Source organism: Novosphingobium sp. 1529, assembly GCF_040544855.1.
GTDB lineage: Bacteria > Pseudomonadota > Alphaproteobacteria > Sphingomonadales > Sphingomonadaceae > Novosphingobium > Novosphingobium capsulatum.
In genome coordinates this window covers 162,682-183,705 of sequence record NZ_JBEPKW010000004.1, presented here as the reverse complement: position 1 = coordinate 183,705, position 21,024 = coordinate 162,682, and the positions used below count along the sequence as shown (strand labels likewise).

General features: G+C 66.5%; 16 protein-coding genes and 1 tRNA gene. 8 read left to right on the top strand and 9 right to left on the bottom strand.

Annotation, left to right across the window (positions count from 1 at the left end; all coding sequences use genetic code 11):
- Positions 1–56: 56 nt before the first annotated feature.
- The gene (locus ABIC78_RS11120) at positions 57–1,199 is read right to left on the bottom strand and encodes a patatin-like phospholipase family protein (protein WP_354489674.1); all 1,143 of its coding nucleotides are present in this window, start codon (positions 1,197–1,199) and stop codon (positions 57–59) included.
- A gap of 214 nt (positions 1,200–1,413) precedes the next feature.
- Here ABIC78_RS11120 and smpB point away from each other — a divergent pair, with 214 nt between their 5' ends.
- The 6 genes from smpB to alaS all read left to right on the top strand — a co-directional run bounded on the left by smpB (position 1,414) and on the right by alaS (position 10,276).
- Positions 1,414–1,896 (top strand): SsrA-binding protein SmpB, encoded by a 483-nt coding sequence (smpB, locus tag ABIC78_RS11115; RefSeq protein WP_107717820.1) that lies wholly within the window; start codon positions 1,414–1,416, stop codon positions 1,894–1,896.
- A 129-nt stretch (positions 1,897–2,025) separates the two neighbouring features.
- Positions 2,026–2,571, top strand: a complete 546-nt coding sequence (locus ABIC78_RS11110) for a DUF2062 domain-containing protein (RefSeq protein ID WP_169048194.1) — start codon at positions 2,026–2,028, stop codon at positions 2,569–2,571.
- A gap of 17 nt (positions 2,572–2,588) precedes the next feature.
- Positions 2,589–5,087 carry a hybrid sensor histidine kinase/response regulator gene (locus ABIC78_RS11105; protein ID WP_354489672.1) on the top strand — a complete coding sequence of 833 codons (2,499 nt, stop codon included), beginning with the start codon at positions 2,589–2,591 and terminating at the stop codon, positions 5,085–5,087.
- A 380-nt stretch (positions 5,088–5,467) separates the two neighbouring features.
- The gene (gene recA, locus ABIC78_RS11100) at positions 5,468–6,538 is read left to right on the top strand and encodes a recombinase RecA (RefSeq protein WP_022678432.1); all 1,071 of its coding nucleotides are present in this window, start codon (positions 5,468–5,470) and stop codon (positions 6,536–6,538) included.
- 212 nt (positions 6,539–6,750) lie between these two features.
- Positions 6,751–7,566 carry a class I SAM-dependent methyltransferase gene (locus ABIC78_RS11095; protein ID WP_354489669.1) on the top strand — a complete coding sequence of 272 codons (816 nt, stop codon included), beginning with the start codon at positions 6,751–6,753 and terminating at the stop codon, positions 7,564–7,566.
- A gap of 64 nt (positions 7,567–7,630) precedes the next feature.
- A complete protein-coding gene (gene alaS, locus ABIC78_RS11090; RefSeq protein WP_354489667.1) occupies positions 7,631–10,276 on the top strand; it encodes an alanine--tRNA ligase in 2,646 nt (881 codons plus the stop codon).
- A gap of 161 nt (positions 10,277–10,437) precedes the next feature.
- Here the strand turns inward: alaS and ABIC78_RS11085 are convergent, their stop codons facing one another.
- The 4 genes from ABIC78_RS11085 to ABIC78_RS11070 form a co-directional block, all read right to left on the bottom strand.
- On the bottom strand, positions 10,438–12,207 hold the full coding sequence (locus tag ABIC78_RS11085) for a cation:proton antiporter domain-containing protein (protein WP_354489665.1): 1,770 nt from the start codon (positions 12,205–12,207) through the stop codon (positions 10,438–10,440).
- A gap of 102 nt (positions 12,208–12,309) precedes the next feature.
- Entirely contained in the window at positions 12,310–13,881 is a 1,572-nt protein-coding gene (locus tag ABIC78_RS11080) for a DUF1963 domain-containing protein (RefSeq protein ID WP_354489663.1), read from the bottom strand.
- A 155-nt stretch (positions 13,882–14,036) separates the two neighbouring features.
- On the bottom strand, positions 14,037–15,260 hold the full coding sequence (locus tag ABIC78_RS11075) for an NADP-dependent isocitrate dehydrogenase (RefSeq protein ID WP_022675940.1): 1,224 nt from the start codon (positions 15,258–15,260) through the stop codon (positions 14,037–14,039).
- A 136-nt stretch (positions 15,261–15,396) separates the two neighbouring features.
- Positions 15,397–15,939 carry a class I SAM-dependent methyltransferase gene (locus ABIC78_RS11070; protein ID WP_156306578.1) on the bottom strand — a complete coding sequence of 181 codons (543 nt, stop codon included), beginning with the start codon at positions 15,937–15,939 and terminating at the stop codon, positions 15,397–15,399.
- Between the two features lie 171 nt (positions 15,940–16,110).
- Here ABIC78_RS11070 and ABIC78_RS11065 point away from each other — a divergent pair, with 171 nt between their 5' ends.
- Entirely contained in the window at positions 16,111–17,520 is a 1,410-nt protein-coding gene (locus tag ABIC78_RS11065) for a sulfatase family protein (protein ID WP_354489661.1), read from the top strand.
- 15 nt (positions 17,521–17,535) lie between these two features.
- Here the strand turns inward: ABIC78_RS11065 and ABIC78_RS11060 are convergent, their stop codons facing one another.
- The 4 genes from ABIC78_RS11060 to cpdR form a co-directional block, all read right to left on the bottom strand.
- Positions 17,536–18,291 (bottom strand): TorF family putative porin, encoded by a 756-nt coding sequence (locus ABIC78_RS11060; RefSeq protein ID WP_354489659.1) that lies wholly within the window; start codon positions 18,289–18,291, stop codon positions 17,536–17,538.
- The gene (locus tag ABIC78_RS11055) at positions 18,288–18,719 is read right to left on the bottom strand and encodes a hypothetical protein (protein WP_169048187.1); all 432 of its coding nucleotides are present in this window, start codon (positions 18,717–18,719) and stop codon (positions 18,288–18,290) included. The genes ABIC78_RS11060 and ABIC78_RS11055 overlap by 4 nt, the downstream gene beginning before the upstream one ends.
- A gap of 170 nt (positions 18,720–18,889) precedes the next feature.
- Positions 18,890–18,964: transfer RNA gene (locus ABIC78_RS11050), tRNA-Val, on the bottom strand.
- A 90-nt stretch (positions 18,965–19,054) separates the two neighbouring features.
- A complete protein-coding gene (gene cpdR, locus ABIC78_RS11045; RefSeq protein ID WP_028657389.1) occupies positions 19,055–19,417 on the bottom strand; it encodes a cell cycle two-component system response regulator CpdR in 363 nt (120 codons plus the stop codon).
- A 208-nt stretch (positions 19,418–19,625) separates the two neighbouring features.
- Between cpdR and ABIC78_RS11040 the strand changes: the two genes are divergently transcribed.
- Positions 19,626–20,645: an N-formylglutamate amidohydrolase gene (locus tag ABIC78_RS11040; protein ID WP_354489657.1), complete on the top strand. Its 1,020-nt coding sequence runs from the start codon at positions 19,626–19,628 to the stop codon at positions 20,643–20,645.
- Positions 20,646–21,024: the final 379 nt, after the last annotated feature.

Sequence of the window (21,024 nt, the reverse complement as noted above, 5' to 3'; positions counted from 1 at the left end):
TGTTTGGCCATGGGCCGTGGTCGGTCCCCAAGCAGGAAGCGTAAAAATCGGGTGGATCAGGCCAGATCGAGCGTGACGATGCCGCGCTGTGGCCGCTTGCGGTTTTTCCAGCGCGGGCTGGCAAATGAACGCTCGACATCGCGCCGGCCATTTTCCCAGTGGCCGGTCGCGGTCATGCGTGAAAACTCATAGTCCTTGTTCTGCGTTTCATAATCCTCGCTGCGGTTGATCAGGTGCAGGATCGTTACCGGCCCGTCCTGGGCATGGGCGGTCAACGTGGCGAGGTCGGCATCGTCGGAAAATTCGGGTGGCAGCCGTTCAGCGAGACGTGCGGCGGCTGCCTCGAGGGCTTCGATCCGCTTCTGCATGTCGGTGTTGAGCCGGGTGCGGCTGGAAAAGCGGATGTCCTTCTCGCGCTGCGCGGTCTCGGCCAGGCTGCGTGGCATCATGCCGTGGGCGGAAAACAGATCGACCTGAAATACCAGCACGGGATCGCGGGCCGCCTGGGCGCGGGCCGGATCGTGGCGGTCAGCCTCGCGCGCGCGCTCGTCCAGCACGAATTGCAACGGGGTGTTGGAAACCAGGCCCCCGTCCCAATAAGGATCGCCATCGATCATCACTGGCGGAAAGCCGGGGGGCAGCGCGCCGCTGGCCATGATGTGCTCGGGCTCGATCAGGCGGTCGCGGTTGTCGAAATAGGCGAAGTTGCCGTTGAGCACGTTTACCGCGCCCACGCTGAAACGCACCTTGCCACTGTTGATCAGATCGAAATCCACCAGTTCCAGCAGCGTCTTGCGCAAGGGGCTGGTATCGTAAAGGCTGATCGATTCCGGCGATCCGGGCAGGGCCAGCCACGATGGGGTGGTGCGCGGGGTGAAAAAGCCGGGAATGCCGGTCAGCGCCACCGATGCTGCGGCCCATTCGTTGAACAGGCGGCGTCCCCAACCATCGGCGAACGGCGATTTGAACGGAATGCGCGAGCTGGCCTGTTCCCAGAACGCGCGCAGGTTGCGCACCCGGCGTTCGGGCGGATTGCCGGCAATCAGCGCGGCATTGACCGCACCGATCGAAATGCCGGCCACCCAATCGGGGCTATAGCCATTGCTGGCCAGCGCCTCGAACACGCCGGCTTGGTAGGCGCCCAGCGCTCCGCCGCCCTGAAGCACCAGAACACATCTTTCGCGCGTGGCATCAGCCATGGTCATTCCCGTCCTGCACCCGGCCTGTCGTGCACCCAGTGAAGGGGATGATGCCGGCTTGTGCACTGCACTATGAAGCGAGTGTGTGGCGCCAACGTGAAACTGGCAAGAGCGGTTCCCACCGCGGTGTGCCGATTATCGGAGAGCCACTTGCAAATTCCGCATGCTCGGGCGCTTTCCATGCCGGCAATACCATCCTACATGGGCAGGCATCATGGCAAGACCCACACCCCTCGCATTCGACAAGAAGAAGATCGTCGCCGAAAACCGCCGCGCGCGGTTCGAGTATTTCGTCGAAGACGTGTACGAGGCGGGGATCGCGCTCACCGGCACCGAAGTGAAATCGCTCCGTTTTGGCGAGGGATCGATCGCCGAATCCTATGCCGAGGTGAAGAACGGCGAGGTCTGGCTGGTCAATTCCAACGTGCCCGAATTCAGCCACGGCAACCGCTTCAACCACGAGCCCAAGCGCCCGCGCAAGCTGCTGCTCAAGGAACGCGAGATCGCCAAGTTCCACGGCGCGGTGGAGCGCAAGGGCATGACGCTGGTGCCCCTGTCGATCTATTTCAACGGGCGCGGCCGGGCCAAGGTGGAACTCGCCCTGGCCAAGGGCAAGAACGCGGCCGACAAGCGCGCCACGATCAAGGAGCGCGATTGGCAGCGCGACAAGGCGCGGATCATGCGCGAACACAGCTGATGATGCTGGGCCAGATGCACGATCGGCTTCATCGCTTGGCAAGCTGAACGGGTGCATGGTGGCACTTGCGGCCGGCGGGCCGCGGTTTCACCGACTTTGCGTCACCAACCCTTGGGAATCGCCGTTTCAATGCGCCAGAAGATTGCCGCGATGGTTCGCGCTTCGATGCCCACGCGCGAGCAGATGGAGCGCAACCGCCTGACCGGTCGGCTGGCAGCGCGGGCCGAGCTGTGGCGCTTTACCCGCCGCTCGGTGCCGCGCGGCGTGGCGATCGGGCTGCTCGTCGGCATCTTTGCGATGATCCCCGGGGTGCAGATCGCCGGCGCTGCGGCGATGTGCCTGCCATTCCGGGGCAATGTCCCGATCGCGGCGGGGATGACGTTCCTGTCCAATCCGGCGACAACGCCACTGTTCATCGCTGCCTCGCTGGCGCTAGGCAATTGGTTCGGCTTTCATGCCGATGTCGCCACGTTCATGGCCCTGTTCGAACGCGGCGCCAGTGTGGCGGAATGGACCGGCTGGCTGCTGTCGGATGCTGCCCCGGCGTTGATTTTCGGGTTGTTCGTGATCTCGGTGGTGGCGGCCGCGCTGGGCTATGTCATCGCTGCATTTGCCTGGCGCTGGTGGACGGTGCACAAGCGGCGCACGCGCCTGGCGATGCGGGTGGAGCAATAAAGGGGGGCGGGCGGCCCATGCTGCCTGTCATGGTGAAGGGAGCAAGCGTGCCGGCCGCAGCGGGCGATATCGACGGGGGCAACAATCTGTCCGGGGCGCCGCACGCCGCTGGCAAGGGCCCGGCATGGCGGCGCGATGCGGCCTGGGTGGCTGCCGCCGCACTGGCCGGGGCTGCGCTGCTGTGGCTGCTGGCGGGCGATGCCGTGCTGGCCGCAGCCTACCTGGTGGGCATTGCCGTGCTGGCCTTGATGGCGCGCCTGCTGCTGCGCTTCGTTCCCGCACGTGGAGAGACTGCACCGGCCGCGCCCGACTGGTCGGTGACCTTTGCCGCGATCGAGCGGCCCGATGAAGCGCTGGCGATCCTCGATCGTGCCGGCCGCCTGGCCTGCGCCAACAGCCGCTTTGCGGAGTGGTTTGGCCATGTCGCGCCGCCGCGCCTGCCGCTCGATGGGCCTGCCATCGAAGCGCTCGATGGCGCGGTGCGCGCCGCCTGGCGCGATGGCCGGGCCCAGATTGGTGAAGTCAGCTCGGCCAAGGGACGCTGGCGGGCAGAACTGCTGCGCGCCGGGCGTGGGCAGGATCACCTGGTGTGCCGGTTCATTCCCCTCGAACAGGCAGACCTGGTGGCCGACACGGCCGGGCACGTGGCCGGAAAGCTCGGCCGTGCTCTGGCGCGCGAAGGCATCCAGGCGGCCGTGGTCATGCCCGATGGCCTGGTGCGCGCCGCCAACCGCGCCTTTGCCACCCGCGCTGGCGGGGAAGGTGCGCAGGTGGGGGGCAGCGATTTCGTCGCGTGGTTCCGTGCCGATGATGCCGAACGCATCTTCTATGCCCGCGAAGGCGCGCGGGGCACGCCGGTGCGCTTTGTCCACGTGCCGATCGCCGATCCCGATGGCGTGGCGAGCACCGATCCGGCGCGGGTGCCTTCGCTGTTCCTGATCATCGACAACGACGGCGCGCTGGGTGATGCCCGCGCCGGGCTGCCGCAGGTCGAGGCGCTGCTTTCGCGCCTGCCGCTGGGCCTGGCCATGACCGATCGCGATGGCCGCTTCCTCTTTGCCAATCGTGCGTTCCTGCGCGCCGCCGGCCATGACGATACCGTGCCGCCGCCCTATCCCTCCGACCTGGTGATCCGCGAGGACAAGGGCGCGCTGGCCGATGCCGTCCGCCGCTATACCCAGGGCGCGCCCACGGCGGGCGACGTGGCGGTGCGCCTGCGCGCCTCGCCCGAAGAGCCGGTTTCGCTCAGCCTCGCCGGCGTGCGCGGCATGGGTGAAGGCGCCGTGCTGCTCAGCCTCAAGGATTCGACCGAGGAAGCCCGCCTCAAGCGCGAGATTGCCCAGGCCACCAAGATGCAGGCAGTGGGCCAGCTGGCCGGCGGCGTGGCGCACGATTTCAACAACGTGCTTACCGCGATCATCGGCTATTGCGATCTGATCCTGATGCGCCACACGCCGGGCGACAGCGATTACGACGATATCCAGCAGATCAAGGCCAATTCCAACCGCGCTGCCTCGCTCACCCGGCAATTGCTGGCCTTTTCGCGCCAGCAGACGCTGCGCCCCGAAGTGCTGCAACTGCCCGATGTGGTGGCCGAGGTTTCCACCCTGCTCAAGCGCCTGTTGGGCGAGAAGATCCAGCTCGACGTGACCCACGATCGCGATCTGGGCCTGGTCCGCGCCGATCCGGTGCAGCTGGAGCAGGTGTTGCTCAACCTTGCCGTCAATGCCCGCGATGCGATGACCGCCAACGGCGCCGATACCAAGACCGGCGGCACGCTGCGCATCGCCACGCGGCGGGTGAGCGCCAATGACGTGCGGGCGATGAAAAGCGAAATCCTGCCCGTGGCAGACTATACCGCGCTGGTGGTGGAAGACACCGGGCACGGCATCAAGCCCTCGCAGATCGGCAAGATCTTCGAACCGTTCTTCACCACCAAGGAAAAGGGCAAGGGCACCGGCCTTGGCCTTTCCACCGTCTATGGCATCGTCAAGCAATCGGGCGGCTTCATCTTTGCCGATAGCGAGGTGGGCAAGGGCACGCGCTTTACCATCTACCTGCCGGTGCATGTGCCCGATCCGGCCGAGGTGGCTGAGGCGGCCAAGCCCAAGGGCGAGACGCGCCGCACGCAATGGACCGGCGGCGGGCGCGTGCTCTTGGTAGAGGACGAGGACACCGTGCGCGCCGTGGCCGAACGGGCGCTGGTCCGCCAGGGCTATGAGGTGACCACGGCGGCCGATGGCGAGGACGGCCTGGAAGCGCTGTCACGCATCATGGCGGTTGGCGGGGATATCGACCTGGTGGTGTCCGACGTGGTCATGCCCTCGATGGACGGGCCGGCCATGGCGCGCGAGATTCGCCGGGTTAAGCCCGATCTGCCGGTGCTGTTCATGTCAGGCTATGCCGAGGAGCAGCTCCGCCGCGAGATCGACATCCCCAACATGCATTTTCTGGCCAAGCCGTTTTCGGTGGCGCAGATCGTGGCGGCGGTGGAACAGGTGCTGCGTGGGGAGTGATTGCCCCTCCACCACCCGCTGCGCGGGCGGTTCCCCTCCCCACGATGTGGGGAGGACCTGCAAAATCCTCCCCACCATGTGGGGAGGTGGCAGGCCGCAGGCCTGACGGAGGGGCGGGTCGATAGGCCCGCTGAGTCGCCAATCCCGCCACGATGGCAGCATTTTCCCATACCGTTAAAATGCCAGGCTGCGCAGGGTTTGCGCCGCCGCCCAGCTTGAAAAAGCGCTCGAAAATCCCCATGTTTCCAGTGCGCAGCGGGAATTGTCTCCGCTCTGGAGAGAATTTTTCGTTCCCCTCTTGTTCCATTGGAACAGAATAAGTACATTGTTCTGCGTGTTGACGGTTCGTGTCAGCCATCTCTAGGCAAGGGGAAGCAGCCATGGCGGCGCAGCTCAAGCTCATTCAGGAAGGCAAAGAAAAGGACATGGATCGTCAGAAGGCGCTGGACGCCGCACTGGCCCAGATCGACCGCGCATTCGGCAAGGGCTCGGTGATGAAGCTGGGCTCCAAGGAGACGATGCAGGTGGAAGCGATTTCCACCGGCTCGCTCGGGCTGGACATCGCGCTGGGCATCGGCGGCCTGCCGCGCGGCCGCATCATCGAAATCTATGGCCCGGAAAGCTCTGGCAAGACCACCCTGGCGCTGCACGCCATTGCCGAGGCCCAGAAGACCGGCGGCACCGCGGCTTTCGTTGACGCCGAACACGCGCTCGATCCGGTCTATGCCAAGAAGCTGGGCGTCAACATCGATGAACTGATCGTCTCGCAGCCCGACACCGGCGAGCAGGCGCTGGAAATCGTCGATACGCTGGTGCGCTCCAACGCGATCGACATCCTCGTGGTGGACTCGGTCGCCGCGCTGGTGCCCCGCGCCGAAATCGAAGGCGAAATGGGCGACAGCCACGTCGGCCTCCAGGCCCGCCTGATGAGCCAGGCGCTGCGCAAGCTGACCGGTTCGATCAGCCGTTCGCGCTGCATGGTGATCTTCATCAACCAGGTGCGCATGAAGATCGGCGTGATGTACGGCAACCCGGAAACCACCACCGGCGGCAACGCGCTCAAGTTCTATGCTTCGTGCCGTCTCGATATCCGCCGCACCGGCCAGATCAAGGATCGCGACGAAATCACCGGCAACACCACTCGGGTGAAGGTCGTCAAGAACAAGGTCGCCCCGCCGTTCAAGCAGGTCGAATTCGACATCATGTATGGCGAAGGCATCTCCAAGATCGGGGAAATCCTCGATCTGGGCGTCAAGGCCGGCCTGGTTGAAAAGTCGGGCGCATGGTTCAGCTATGACTCGGTGCGCATCGGCCAGGGTCGTGAAAACGCCAAGAACTTCCTGCGCGAAAACACCGAACTGCGCGATCGCCTGGAAGCGGCGATCCGTGGCCGGACCGAGCAGGTGGCCGAAGGCCTGATGGCCGGCCCTGACGCCGATGACGATATCTGATCAGGCGTTGATCTGATCCGCAGGGCGCGATGGCGGCAGGCTGCCGCGCCACGCCCTGCCGTTCCTTGCTCCCGGCGCGTCGTTCCAGGTGAATGGCGCGCCGCTGGCGTTTTGGCCAGGCAAAGTCTTTCATCCCGGCTACAACGCCAGGATCAGGGCGTGACGCAAGCGCCGCTGTCGCCAAGCTCGCGGCGATCGTTTATACCGGCAGCATGACACAGGCGATGGATTGGCAGGGCGGCGTCGGCCGCGCCTGGGCAGAAGAATGGCAGCGCACCGATCGCACCTTTGCGCAACTGACGCCGGCCTTGCTGGCAACGATCGCTGCCATGCCCGGCCATCGGGTGCTCGACATCGGTTGCGGTGCGGGCGAACTGGCCTTGTCGCTGGCCGCTGCCAGACCCAAGGGCGCGGTATGCGGGATCGACCTGTCGGCTGATCTCATCGCTGCCGCGCAGCAGCGTGGGGCCGGCCGCGCCAATGTGCGCTTTGCCATCGCCGATGCCAGCCAATGGCAGGATCCTGCTTTCACGCCCGATCTGCTCGTCTCGCGCCATGGCGTGATGTTCTTTGCCGATCCGCCCGCCGCCTTTGCCCATCTGGCCGCCGTGGCGGCGCCGGGGGCGCGGCTGGTGTTCTCGTGCTTTCGCGCCCCGGCTGAAAACGCCTGGGCCAGCGCCATGGCCGGTTTGGTGCCGCCGCCCGCACAGCCTGCTGATCCGCGTTCCCCCGGCCCGTTTGCCTTTGCCGATCCCGATCATGTGCGGGCCATGCTGGCGGGCTGGACAGACCTAGCCTTCACGCCCCACGATTTCGCCTATCTGGCAGGCGAGGGGCCCGATGCCGCCGAGCAGGCCCTGACCCTGTTCCGCCGCATCGGGCCGGCCGCCTCGGCCCTGCGCCAGGCAGCGGAGGCTGACCGCGCCGGGATCGAGCAGCGGCTGCGCGACGTGATCGCCGCGCACACCCGTGATGGCAAAGTCACGTTCTCCGCCGCCGCCTGGATCGTTACCGCCACGAAAGCGTAATGCGATCACGGTTAGCGATGAATCCGGCTTGTTCCTTGGCCACGCCTCGCCTAATCGGCGGGGCATGACTTCGACGAACGAAATCCGCCGGTCCTTCCTGGAATACTTCGGCTCGCAAGGCCACGAAGTGGTGCCATCCGCGCCGCTCGTTCCTTACAACGACCCGACGCTGATGTTCACCAATGCGGGCATGGTCCCGTTCAAGAACGTCTTCACGGGCCTGGAAACGCGCAGCATTCCGCGCGCCACGTCTTCGCAGAAGTGCGTGCGCGCCGGGGGCAAGCACAACGATCTGGATAACGTGGGCTATACCGCGCGGCACCACACGTTCTTCGAAATGCTCGGCAATTTCTCGTTCGGCGATTACTTCAAGGAACAGGCGATCACCAACGCCTGGACCCTGCTGACCAAGGTTTGGGGCATTCCTGCCGAAAAGCTGCTGGTTACCGTCTATCACACCGATGAAGACGCCGCCGCGCTGTGGCGCAAGATTGCCGGACTGCCCGACGACAAGATCATCCGCATCGCCACCAAGGACAACTTCTGGGCGATGGGCGATGATGGCCCATGCGGCCCGTGCTCGGAAATCTTCTACGATCATGGCGCGCATATCGCCGGTGGCCCTCCGGGCAGCCCGGACGAGGACGGCGATCGTTTCATCGAAATCTGGAACCTCGTGTTCATGCAGTTCGAGCAGGCCGCCGGCGAGATCGTCGGCGAGCTGCCCAAGCCCTCGATCGATACCGGCATGGGGCTTGAACGCATTGCCGCCGTGCTCCAGGGTGAGCACGACAACTATGACACCGACACGTTCCGCGCGCTGATCGCCGCCTCGGAAAGCCTGACCGGCGTGAAGGCCACCGGGGAACATACCGCCAGCCACCGCGTGATCGCCGATCACCTGCGCTCGTCCAGCTTCCTGCTGGCCGATGGCGTGCTGCCGTCGAACGAAGGACGCGGCTATGTGCTGCGCCGGATCATGCGCCGCGCCATGCGCCACGCTCATCTTCTGGGCGCCAAAGACCCGCTGATGCACCGCCTGGTGGGTTCGCTGGTGACGGAAATGGGCCAGGCCTATCCCGAACTGGGCCGTGCCCAGCCCCTGATCGAGGAAGTGCTGCAGCGCGAGGAAACCCGTTTCCGCCAGACGCTGTCGAACGGCCTGCGCCTGCTCGACGAAGCGTCGGCTGGGCTGGGCGAAGGCGACAAGCTGCCCGGCGAAACCGCGTTCCGCCTCTACGACACGTTCGGCTTCCCCTATGACCTCACCGAAGACGCGCTGCGCGCCCGTGGCGTGAGCGTCGATCGCGAAGGCTTTGACGCGGCGATGGCCCAGCAGAAGGCCGCCGCGCGCGCCGCCTGGAAGGGTTCGGGCGAGGCGGCATCGAGCGAAGTGTGGTTCGACATTGCCGAGCGCGAAGGCGCGACCGAGTTCACCGGCTACACCGCCACCAGCGGTGAGGGCGTTGTCGTGGCCCTGGTCAAGGACGGCGTTGAAGTTACCGAAGCCCAGGCCGGCGACACGGTGACCGTGCTGACCAACCAGACGCCGTTCTATGGCGAAAGCGGCGGCCAGATGGGCGATGCCGGCACGATCGCCGGCGCCGATGGCCTCAAGCTGACGGTGACCGATACGGCCAAGCCGCTTGGCCGCCTGCACGCCCACCAGGCCGTGGTCGATGCCGGCACGATCCACGTCGGCGATGCCGTGCAACTGGCGGTCGACGTGGTGCGCCGCGATGCTACGCGCGCCAACCATTCGGCCACGCACCTGCTGCACCAGGCGCTGCGTAACCGTTTGGGCGCGCATGTCACGCAAAAGGGCTCGCTGGTGGCGCCCGACCGCCTGCGGTTCGACTTTTCGCATCCCACGGCGCTGAGCGCGGACGATATCGCCGCGATTGAAACCGAGGTGAACGCCGAAATCCGCGCCAACGAAACGGTCAGCACCCGTCTGATGACGCCCGACGACGCCATCGCTGCCGGTGCCATGGCGCTGTTCGGCGAAAAGTACGGCGACGAAGTGCGCGTGCTGTCGATGGGCCGCACCACGGACAAGGTCTATTCGGTGGAACTGTGCGGCGGCACGCATGTGCGCGCGCTGGGCGATATCGGCGTGTTCCGCATCGTGGGCGAAAGCGCGGTGTCTTCGGGCGTGCGCCGGATCGAGGCGCTGACCGGCGAAGGCGCGCGGCAGTGGCTGATTGGCCGCGAAGACGCGCTCAAGCACACTGCCAGCCTGCTGCGCACCACGCCTGATGACGTGGAAGCGCGCGTGGCCGCGCTGATCGAGGAACGGCGCAAGCTGGAGCGCGAACTGGCCGAAGCCAAGAAGGCGCTGGCCCTGGGTGGTGGCGGCGCCAAGGCCGAGGCAGCCGACGAAAGCGTGGGCGGCGTGACGTTCTCGGGCCAGGTGCTCGACGGGCTCGATCCCAAGGAGCTGCGCGGGTTGCTCGACCAGGCCAAGCAGCGCATCGGTTCGGGCGTGGCAGTGATCGTCGCGGTCAACGATGGCCGCGCCTCGATCGCGGCGGCGGTAACCGAGGATCTGGCTGGCAAAGTCAGCGCCGTCGATCTGGTCCGCGCCGGCGTGGAAGCGCTGGGCGGCAAGGGCGGCGGCGGCCGTCCCGACATGGCCCAGGGCGGCGGCCCCGATGGCAGCAAGGCGGCCGATGCGCTGGCTGCGGCCAAGGCCGTGCTCGCCGGGTAATTTTCTGATGCTGGAGGGGTTGGTTGTTCGCCAGCCCCTCCGTCAGCCCTTTGGGCTGCCACCTCCCCACCTTGTGGGGAGGACCGTACCAGATCCTCCCCACACCGTGGGGAGGGGGACCACCGCGCAGCGGTGGTGGAGGGGCCCTTACCTTCCTTCCGTCACCGCTCGCGCAAACGGCTGGCCTTGAGGCGCGGCGGGGCGGCGAGTTCGCCCTCGGCCATGATCTGCTGGCGAAACTGATCGCGCTTTTCGTGGATCGAGGCGATCACCGGGCCCATTGGCACGCCCAGGTCGACCAGCACAGCTTCTGACAGTTGCAGCGAGCTTTCCAGCGTTTCAGGCACGGCGTGGCTGGCCCCGGCACGATAGAGCTGCGCGGCGTGGCCGGGATCGCGTGCGCGCACGATGATCGGCACCTCTGGCGCCAGGGTGCGCAGCTTGCGTACGATGCGCAGCGCCAGCACCGGCTCGTCCATCGTCACGATCACCGCGCTGGCTTCTGCCAGGTTGAGCCGGTCGATCACCGCGGCACTGTCGATATTGCCGAACAGTACCGGCAGCCCGGCGGCGCGCGCGGCGCGGACCACGGCCGGTTCGGCATCGAGCGCGAGGTAGGAGCGGCCATGTTCGGCCAGCATTTCTCCGATCAGGCGACCCACGCGGCCAAAGCCCAGGATCACGGTGCGGCGGCCTTCGGGCTCTTCCACCGCCACCTCGTCCGCCCGGGCGCGATTGCGCACGCGGCCGGCGCCCACCTGGCCCACTTTGGCCAGCAGCGGCGTGATGGTGAGGCCAATGGCAGTAACGATCTGCCAGAACTGCGCGGTGGCCGGCTGGATCAACTGGGCCTGCGCCGCCGTGCCCAACACGATCAGCGTGGTTTCCGATGGGCTGGACATGAGAATGCCGGTCTCGATCGCGGTCGATCGTTCCTTGCCCCAGAACAGCAGCAGCAGACCAGTCACCACGGCCTTGGCCACGACCACGCCCAGCACGCCCAGCGCCAGCGGGCCGAAATTGGCGGCCAGCACGCGCAGGTCGATCCCCATGCCCACGGTGATCAGGAACACGCCCAGCGCCAGGCCCTTGAACGGCTTGGTAATCGCCTCGACTTCGCCATGGTATTCGGTCTCGGCGATCAGCAGGCCAGCGAGCAGTGCGCCCATGATCGGCGAAAGGCCGGCTGCGCCGGTGGCGAGCGCCGCCACGATCACCACCAGCAGGCTGGCGGCCAGGAACAGTTCCGGGCTCTTGGTCTTGGCGGCTTGGGCAAACAGCGGCGGCAGGCCAAACCGTCCGAACACCAGCAGCGCCACGATCACCGCGCCGCCCTTCCACAGTGTTTCGACCAGGCTGGGTGCGTTGGCGGCAGCAACCGGAGCCATGGCGCCAAGCAGGAAGATGATCGGCACCAGCGCGATATCTTCAAACAGCAGCATCGACAGCGCAGCCCGGCCAACCGGCCCTTGCGTGCCCGAGATCGGCAGCACCAGCGCGGTGGAGGAAAGCGCCAGCGCCAGACCCAGGCCGAGTGCCCCAGCCACCGGCTGACCCAGCAGCATAAGGCCCAGGCCCACGAGCAGCGCCGAGCCGATCAGTTCCATCGCGCCCAGCCCGAACACGAGCCGCCGCATCGACCACAGGCGATTGAACGACAGTTCCAGGCCAATCTCGAACAGCAGCAGGATGATGCCGAACTCGGCAAACGGCTCTATCGCGTGGGGATTGGATATCGTGATGTAGTGCAGCCAGGGCAGCTGCTGCGCCAGCGAGCCCAGGCCATAGGGGCCCACCAGCAGGCCAACCAGGATGAAGCCAATGATCGGCGTGATGCGAAAGCGCGCAAAGGCGGGAATGACGATACCCGCCGCCCCTAGGATCACCAGGGCATCGGAAAGTGCGGACGTGGGAAGAAGCTGGCCTGCCATGCCGCGCAGGCTAGGGGGTGGAGTCCGGCTTGGCCACCCCTGGCGACGGTAAGTTTGTGTGGCTGACCAGCAAAAGCGCCACCGTTCCGGGTGGGAATCGGCTCAGACGGCGGGCGCGGTCACCTCGACGGCGGCAAACTGTCGCGCGGCAAGGTCTTCGGGCGTGATCCAGAACTGCAGGACGTGGTCACCCAGGTGGTGGCCCAGTGCTTCGTCGGCCGAGAGTTCCAGCAGCAGCAATTGGCGGCGGATGCGGTCGGATTGATCGGCCTCGGTTTCGCACGGCGCGGCGAGCAGGCGATCGGGCACGCGGGCGTGCACGCGCGCAGCGGTGCGCACCGCCAGCGCGTGGCGATAGGCCAGCCGCGCCACGAGTTCATCGGGAAACGCCGCCGCGCTGCCGGGCAGGGCGTGCAGCGTGGTTTCCACCGCGGCCACGCAGCCACGCGGCGCCACCAGGCGGGCGAGGGGGGCATAGCTGGAAAACCATTGCCAGAACGCGTCGCGCACCGGCGCGGTGACGTCGGCAAAGGCCGCCTTGTTGCGCGCCAGAGCATGCCATTCGCCACATTCGCTTTCGATCTGGGCGAGCAGCGTGCGCCGATCCTCGTCCGCCAGATCGGGCCAGAGCGCGCGGGCGGCAGCCACGCTGGTCCGCCCGGCTTCGCGCAGCAGCATCGCCACCAGCGTCTGGATCGACAGCCAATCGTGCGGGAAACCGGGCCAGGGCCGATCCATCAGGCCATCGTCGCGCAGGCTGAAATCGTTGGGCGAGAGGGCAAAAACCGCCACCGGGCTGCCCTGCGCGGCAAGCAGGGCATCGGCGGTAGCCGCGCTTTCGGGCCAGGTCAGCGGCGGCGCGGCCGGATCGTGTGCCGCCGTGGTCAGTTCGATCACAGCGGGCGCGAACGGCCAGCGCGGCAGTACCTGTGGCGCGTCGGCCGCGTCGATGGCCCATGGCCAGGCCTGAGCGGCCGCATCGGCATAGGCCGGCGGCAGATCAGCGGGGGGCTCTGCCTCGGTCCATTCGGCTGCGCCGGCATCATCGATCCAGATCACGCGGCCTTCGGTTGTGGCGGCGCCGCCCGGCGCGGCAGAGAGATCGGCAAAGAACAGCAGCGCGCCGCTGCCGGGCAACACGCCCAGGCGTGCGCGGGGTGGCACTTGCGCACAATCCACCTGCAACAGGAAATGCAGCGGCAGGCCGGTGTGGGCAGAGCGCGGCCACTCCAGAGGCCCCGGGGTAAACGGCACGCCGCCATAGAAGCTGTGCGCCCCGGTGGGCGCGGGCGGGAAGGATTGGCGAAACACCACGGCCTGGGCCAGAGCGCCGGCGATGGCGGCGGGCAACCCACGCGACTGGCGCGGGGCAGCCGGTTCGGCCACGAATGGCGCGGTCGGTTGCGCGTCGGCACTGGCTGCCTGGGCAGCGGTGACGAACGCGGGCAGGCCGGGGCCATCGTCTGGCATATCGGCCTGATCGGCGGCGGTGCCGGCGCCGGGGCCAAAGTTGCGGCGGCGCTGCGGTGGGGGCGCGGCTTCTTCGACAAGTTCAGCCTCTTGCGCGGCCAGGGCGGCGGCGCGGCGGCGGCGCACGATCAGCAGCACCACAAGCGTGGCGAGCACGGCCACCACGGCCAGCGCGATCCCCACCACGGGTGCCAATTGCGTCATGCTACTCACTTTGCCCAAGGCCCCCTTGCCCACGGCTGCTTGCGCCTGTTGTGCCCCGCAAGACCGCGTTTATTCCTGTTAGGACGTTCCCACCCCAAAAGAAAAGGCCCCGGCAGACGCCGGAGCCTTTCTTTTTCATGCGAAATGGCGCGGGTTCAGGCCCAGGCAGCCATTTCCTTTTCCAGGTTTTCCACGATCGCTTCGAAGAACTTTTCCGTGGTCATCCAGGGCTGGTCGGGGCCGATGAGGATCGCGAGGTCCTTGGTCATCTTGCCGCTTTCCACGGTTTCGATGCACACGCGCTCCAGCGTTTCGGCAAAACGCACCACATCGGGGGTTTCGTCGAACTTGCCACGATACATCAGGCCGCGCGTCCACGCGAAGATCGAGGCGATCGGGTTGGTGCTGGTCGCCTTGCCCTGCTGGTGCTGGCGATAGTGGCGCGTCACGGTGCCGTGGGCCGCTTCGGCTTCCACGGTCTTGCCGTCGGGCGTCATCAGCACCGAGGTCATCAGGCCGAGCGAGCCGAAGCCCTGCGCGACGGTGTCGGACTGCACGTCACCGTCATAGTTCTTGCAGGCCCACACGAACTTGCCCGACCACTTGAGCGCGGAAGCGACCATGTCGTCGATCAGGCGGTGCTGGTATTCGATGCCGGCGGCAGCGAACTTTTCCTTGAAGCCTTCGCTGTCGAACACTTCCTGGAACAGGTCCTTGAAGCGGCCGTCATAGGCCTTGAGGATGGTGTTCTTGGTCGACAGATAGACCGGCCAGCCCAGGTTCAAACCATAGTTGAAGCTGGCGCGGGCAAAGTCGCGGATCGAATCGTCAAGGTTGTACATCGCCATGGCGACGCCGGCCGACGGGAAATCGAACACTTCGAGATCGATCGATTCGCCGTTCACGCCGTCAAACACCAGGCGCAGCTTGCCCGGGCCGGGGATCAGGGTGTCGGTCGCCTTGTACTGGTCACCAAAGGCGTGACGGCCAACCACGATCGGGTCGGTCCAGCCCGGCACGAGGCGGGGCACGTTCTGGATCACGATGGGCTCGCGGAACACCACGCCGCCCAGGATGTTGCGGATCGTGCCGTTGGGCGACTTCCACATCTTCTTGAGGCCGAATTCTTCGACGCGGGCTTCGTCCGGGGTGATCGTGGCGCACTTCACGCCCACGCCGTACTGCTTGATGGCGTTGGCCGAATCGATCGTGATCTGATCGCCGGTTTCGTCACGCTTTTCGACCGAAAGATCGAAATACTTGAGGTCCAGGTCGAGGTAGGGAAGGATCAGGCGTTCGCGGATCCATTCCCAGATGATGCGGGTCATCTCGTCGCCGTCGATCTCGACGATCGGGTTCTTCACCTTGATCTTCGCCATAGCCGTCCTGTTGCCTTGCCTGGGGAGTTGAACTTACCGCCCCCTTAGCAGGTGCGGAACGCGGCGCAAGCGCGGCTCCGGCGATTCTTGAACCGAGCTTATGTTTTGCGCCGCAGTGCGGCAACGTGGCGGCCATTCAAGGGCTGTTGCGCAGATCGTACATCGCCTCGCCCACGCGCACGCGGTGGCGGCGCGCGATGTGCCAGCCGGCGTCTTCCAGCAGGCGGGCAAAGCGCGCCGGCCCATGGCGATGCAGCCAGATCACCTCCTTGCGGCGCAGGCGCATGGCCCACAGCACATCCTGCACCGACGCGTGGTTGTACGACAGAACGACGCGGTCGAACTGGCGCAGCTGGGCAAACAGGCGCGGTAGATCGGTGACATATTCGACCACGCCGAGCATGGCGGCGGCGCGTTCGGCAAAGCGGGGCAGGGGATCGGCGTTGAGATCGGTCAGGACCGTGCCGGGCCCGCGATCGACAATGTCCACCGGTACATAGCGGGTGCCGGCCGGCAGATGGTCGCGCAGCGGCATCAGCCCGCAACCGATATCCACCACGCCGGCCTCGTCCGCCAGCCACGCCGCGGCCTGCCGGGTGCGGCGGTCCCACCGATCCTGCAGTGCGGACCAGTACAGACGCCGGCACGCCAGGGTCGCATCGGTGGAAACATCATTCATGCCGGGCACGTGGCCTGTGCGGCACTCCGCGATCAAGCGCAGTTGGCTCGCATGTGGCGCAATTGCAGAGCCAAGCATGGCTATACGGGGTGTTCAATTAAATTTGTAGACAATGGCTGGCGTCCGGCTGACCTCTGCCGCGCCGTTCCATCCTGTTGCAAGGAGCCTGTCATGCCCGCATCCCGCCTTTCCCGCCGCGCAGCCCTGGCCGGCCTTGCTGCCGGAGGCGCGGCACTGGCATCGCCAGCGCTGGCTGTGCCCGATACGGGCAAGAAGCTGAATTTCCTGTATATCATGGCCGACGACATGGGCTATGCCGATGTCTCGTGCTATGGTCGGCGCGATTATGCCACGCCCGCGATCGATGCACTGGCGCAGCAGGGCGTGCGCTTTACCCAAGCCTATGCCAACAGCGCGGTGTGCACCGCCACGCGCGTGGCGCTGATTACCGGGCGCTATCAATATCGCCTGCCGGTGGGTCTGGAAGAGCCGCTGGCACAGCGCGCGATCGGCCTGCCGCCCAGCCAGCCCACGCTGCCTTCGCTGCTGCGCAAGGCCGGCTATGCCACCGGGCTGATCGGAAAGTGGCATCTGGGCAGCCTGCCCGACTACGATCCGCGGTTGAGCGGCTATGACGAATTCTGGGGCATCCGCAGCGGCGCGGTGGACTATTACACCCACGCCACCTCGGGCGGGCGGCCGGATCTGTGGGATGGCGCCACGCCGGTGCAGCAGGCCGGATACCTGACCGATCTCTTGGGCGATCATGCCGTGGCGGCGGTGCGGCGCAATGCCGGCATCGGCAAGCCCTGGCTGCTCAGCCTGCATTTCACCGCGCCGCACTGGCCTTGGGAAACCCCGGACGACGACAGCGAATCAAAGCGGCTGGCCCAGTCCAAGGACCCCGAGGCGCTGATGCACTTCGATGGCGGCAGCCAGAAAACCTATGCCGCGATGGTGCAGCGCCTCGATCTTCAGGTCGGCCGGATTCTCAAGGCGCTGGCCGAATCCGGCCAGGCCGACAACACCGTGGTGGTCTTCACCAGCGACAACGGCGGCGAACGCTTTGCCGATACCTGGCCGTTTACCGGGCGCAAGACCGAATTGCTCGAAGGGGGGCTGCGCATCCCGGCGATCGTGCGCTGGCCGGGGGTGAGCCAGTCGGGCAGCACCAGCGCGGCGCAGATCATCTCGATGGACTGGCTGCCCACGTTCGTCGCTGCGGCGGGCGGCGCGCCCGATCCTGCCTTTGCCCCCGATGGCATCGACATCCGCAGCGCGATTGCCGGTGGCAGCCTGCCGGCACGCACGCTCTATTGGCGGTACAAGCTGCACGACCAGCAGGCCGCCCGGCGCGGCCAGTGGAAATACCTGAAAATCGGCGACAATACGTTCCTGTTCGATGTCGAGGCCGATCCCATGGAACGTGCCAACCTCAAGGCGCGCCATCCCGATGTCTTTGCCGCGCTGACGCAGGACTGGAACCGCTGGAACGCCACGATGCTGCCGCTCGATCCGCAAAGCTACAGCCATGGGTTTACGGCCAAGACCCTGGCCGATCACTTCATCGCCACGGATTGAGCCAGCCCGCTAGGCCTAGGGCAGGGCGTTGAGCCGCAGATAGGCAACAAGGCGTGTTCCCTCGCGCTTTGCCGGCAGTCCACTTGCCATCTGGGGCAGCGGCGCGACCCGCTGGCCGATCGTGCCACTGGCGCGCAGCCCCAGCGTGAGCCGGCGCGAAACATGGGCAATGCCGGCCTGCAGGTCGGCATAGTCGCCCTGCGGGCGCAGGCGCCAGGCGCTTTCCCCCGGCCGGGCCCGGCCAAGGGAATAGCCGCCGCCGGCATGCAGCGTCAGGGCCGAGCCGGGCACCGCGCCCTGGAGCATGGCGTGGAGATAGAGATTGTCGCCGCCGATCGCTGTTTGCGGCGGGGCATAATCTGCGCCGATCGCGAGTTGCACCGGGCCCAGCGTGCCGGCCAGGGCGCCGCGCACTTCGCCATAGGCCAGCCGCCCCCGGCCATTGAAACCATGGCCAGCCAGGCCCGCACTCCACTGCCAGCCCGCCACCGTACCGGCAAGGCGCGGGGCGACGACAAAGCCCAGCGTGCTGCCACCATGGCGCGCGCTGCCGCGCAGGGTGGTGACCGCCGCGGCGATGGCAACCCGCTCGGCCGGAGCCCAGTTGCCTGCCAGATGCAGTGCGGCCCGGCCGCCACTCTGGCTTAGGCCGCGCGCCATCCAGTCGCTGGCGGCCTCCACTTCAACATCGATTGGCGTCTCGCCATCCTGGGCCATGGCAAAGGGTACATTGCCAAGGCAGGTGGCCAGGGCCGCGATGGCCCACCTCACCGCGCGGCAAGGGCGTGGGCGGCCTCGATCGCGGCGAGGGCATCGGGGCGATCGCGCTCCATCGCTTCGGCCAGGAACTGCGCAATCTGGGCGGACCGTTGCGCCACCGCCGCCTGCGCGTTTGCATCCTTGCGGCAATGGCCCGGGGTCGAATCGCGCCAGGTGCGCGCGCCGGGCAGGCGGTGGGTGAGAGCGGCGTCGGCACCAGGCAGGGCGATCCGCCGCTCTGCCACCACGGTGACCGTCCGCTCGCATCGCTCGCTGCCTTGGCGGGTGGGGGCGCTCATGCCTACGGACTTGTGCCGCGCCTGGGTCTGCGCGTGATAGGTCACATCATAGCTGTTGCCGCGATGGACCACCTGCGTACTTGCCGGCAGCGCCTGCGCCGTGGTGGTGGCCAGTGCCATGATCCCGAGCCAATCGATCATTCTCGCTCTCCCATTTCCCATGGGGCGCCAGGCCCCTTGCAGAAGAGCTAGCGTGCATCGGCTTGCAGCGTGTTTCCCGATGGTGAGATTTTCTGGACGAGGCGCGCAAAAGATGGCGGCGGCGGCCACGAAAAAACCCCGCCGAAGCGGGGCTTTTCAAGGGTTTCCGATGGTGGGCGTAGCAAGGATTGAACTTGCGACCCCTACGATGTCAACATAGTGCTCTACCACTGAGCTATACGCCCGCACCATCGAATGTCCGTCAGCCTCTCGGCGTCGGGAGCGCCCCACTAACCGCGCCGCCGGGGCTTGGCAAGGGGGCAAATCCGGATTTTTTATGCCGCGTCGGCAAAGATGCGGTCCACTTCCATCACCAGGTCGCGCAGGTGGAAAGGCTTGGACAGCACGCGCGCCTGCGGTGCCTCGCGGTTGGCCTTGAGGGTAACGGCGGCAAAGCCGGTGATGAACATCACCTTGGTGCCCGGGCTGATTTCGCTGCAGCGCTGGGCGAGTTCGATCCCGTCCATTTCGGGCATGACGATGTCCGAGAGCAGCAGGTCGAATGTCTGGCTTTCGAGCAGGGGAACCGCAGCGGTGCCGCGATCGACGGCGACCACGCTGTAGCCGGCGTTTTCCAAGGCGCGGGCAAGGTAGGTGCGCATGGCCTCTTCGTCTTCTGCCAGCAGAATGCGGATCATGTTACCCTTCTGATTTTCCATGTCGTTTTCCAGATGCACCCGGCCCGTGTGCCACGCCGTGACCGGCGCGGGCATCCGGCCGGGGGGCTGCTATAGCGCCCGGCGGGTTAACAATCTTCGGCCAGCATCATCGGCGTGATCGATACTGGCGGTGGCAGCAGTTTTGCCCAGATGCGCTTTTGACAGAACTGGCAAAGCATTGCAGCCAATGATGATGGATGCAAACGATCGTCCCGCAACCGATTCGTGCCACCTTGGGGCAAGGCCAGGCGGCACCGACCCGGTTTCCTCGGTAATCCACAGCGAAGGCGGCACGATTCCGGGGGAGGGTGGCCCGGCCTTCGTGCTGCAACGGGCCAACCCTGCGCCGATTCCGGTGATCCTGGCCGTGCCCCATGCCGGGCGGTCCTATCCCGCCGGGGTGTTGGCGGCGATGCGCCAGCCGGCGCAGGCGGCGCGGCGGCTGGAGGATCGCTTGGTCGATCTGGTGGCACAGGCCGTGGCGCGACGCACCGGGGCGGCGCTGCTGGTGGCGCGGGCGCCGCGCGCGATGATCGATCTCAACCGCGCGCCGGATGATCTGGATCGCGAGATGATCGTGCCCGATCCGGCCATGGCGGATTTCCCGCCGCTGCCGCGCGGGCCGATGGCGGCACGCCGGGCGCATAGCGGGCTGGGGCTGGTCCCCCGCCGGCTGGTGGGGTTGGGCGAAATCTGGCGCCAGCGCACCCCGGCGGCTGAAATCCAGGCGCGCATCGCGCAAATCCATCTGCCCTATCACCAGGCCCTGGCCGACGCACTGGCTGATCTGGCTGCGCGTTGGGGGGCTGCGCTGTTGATCGACCTGCATTCGATGCCACCGCTGCCGCGTCGCGATTCGGCCGAGGCGCCACCCACCTATGTGCTGGGCGATCGCTTTGGCGCGGCCTGTGCAGGCGGGGTAATGGGCACCGCCTTTGCCCATCTGGCCAGCTGCGGTGCGCGCGCCGCGCACAACCGGCCCTATGCCGGCGGCTATGGCCTGGAGCGCCAGGCCCGGCGCGAGGCGGGCATTCATGCCATGCAGGTGGAAATCGATCGCAGCGCCTATCTCGATGCCGCATTGGCAGAGCCGGGCGAGGGGCTGGCCGACGTGGTGGAAACGATGACCGGCATGGTGCGGGCGTTGGCGGCCGATGTTGCGGCCATGGGCCAGGCGGCGCAACGCTGGCCCCGCGCGGCGGAGTAGCGACCCGCCCAAACTCCCCAAGAAAAAACCACCTGGAGACAAGCTCCAGGTGGCCAAGGTTCAGGGAGGAGGTGCACCAAGTGCACCAATCAGATCGGGCCATGAGGGGAGCGCCGACCTGATGTGATGAAGATAGGCAACACTTTCCGGCCATGCAAGGGGGTGATGCAGAAATTTATTGCATTTACCGTGAATCTTTGTTTGCTGCGCAGCCCTTTCCTGAACGGCAAATACACTTGGCGTTAAGCATGCGGCCAAGCTCGGGTGATTCCTCACAATTTGTGACACCGGCGCGCGTCAGGATGAAGACAGACTTGCGGGCAATCCACGAAAAAGCCCCCGCCGTTGCCGGCAGGGGCTTGTCTGATTCGGCGCTTTA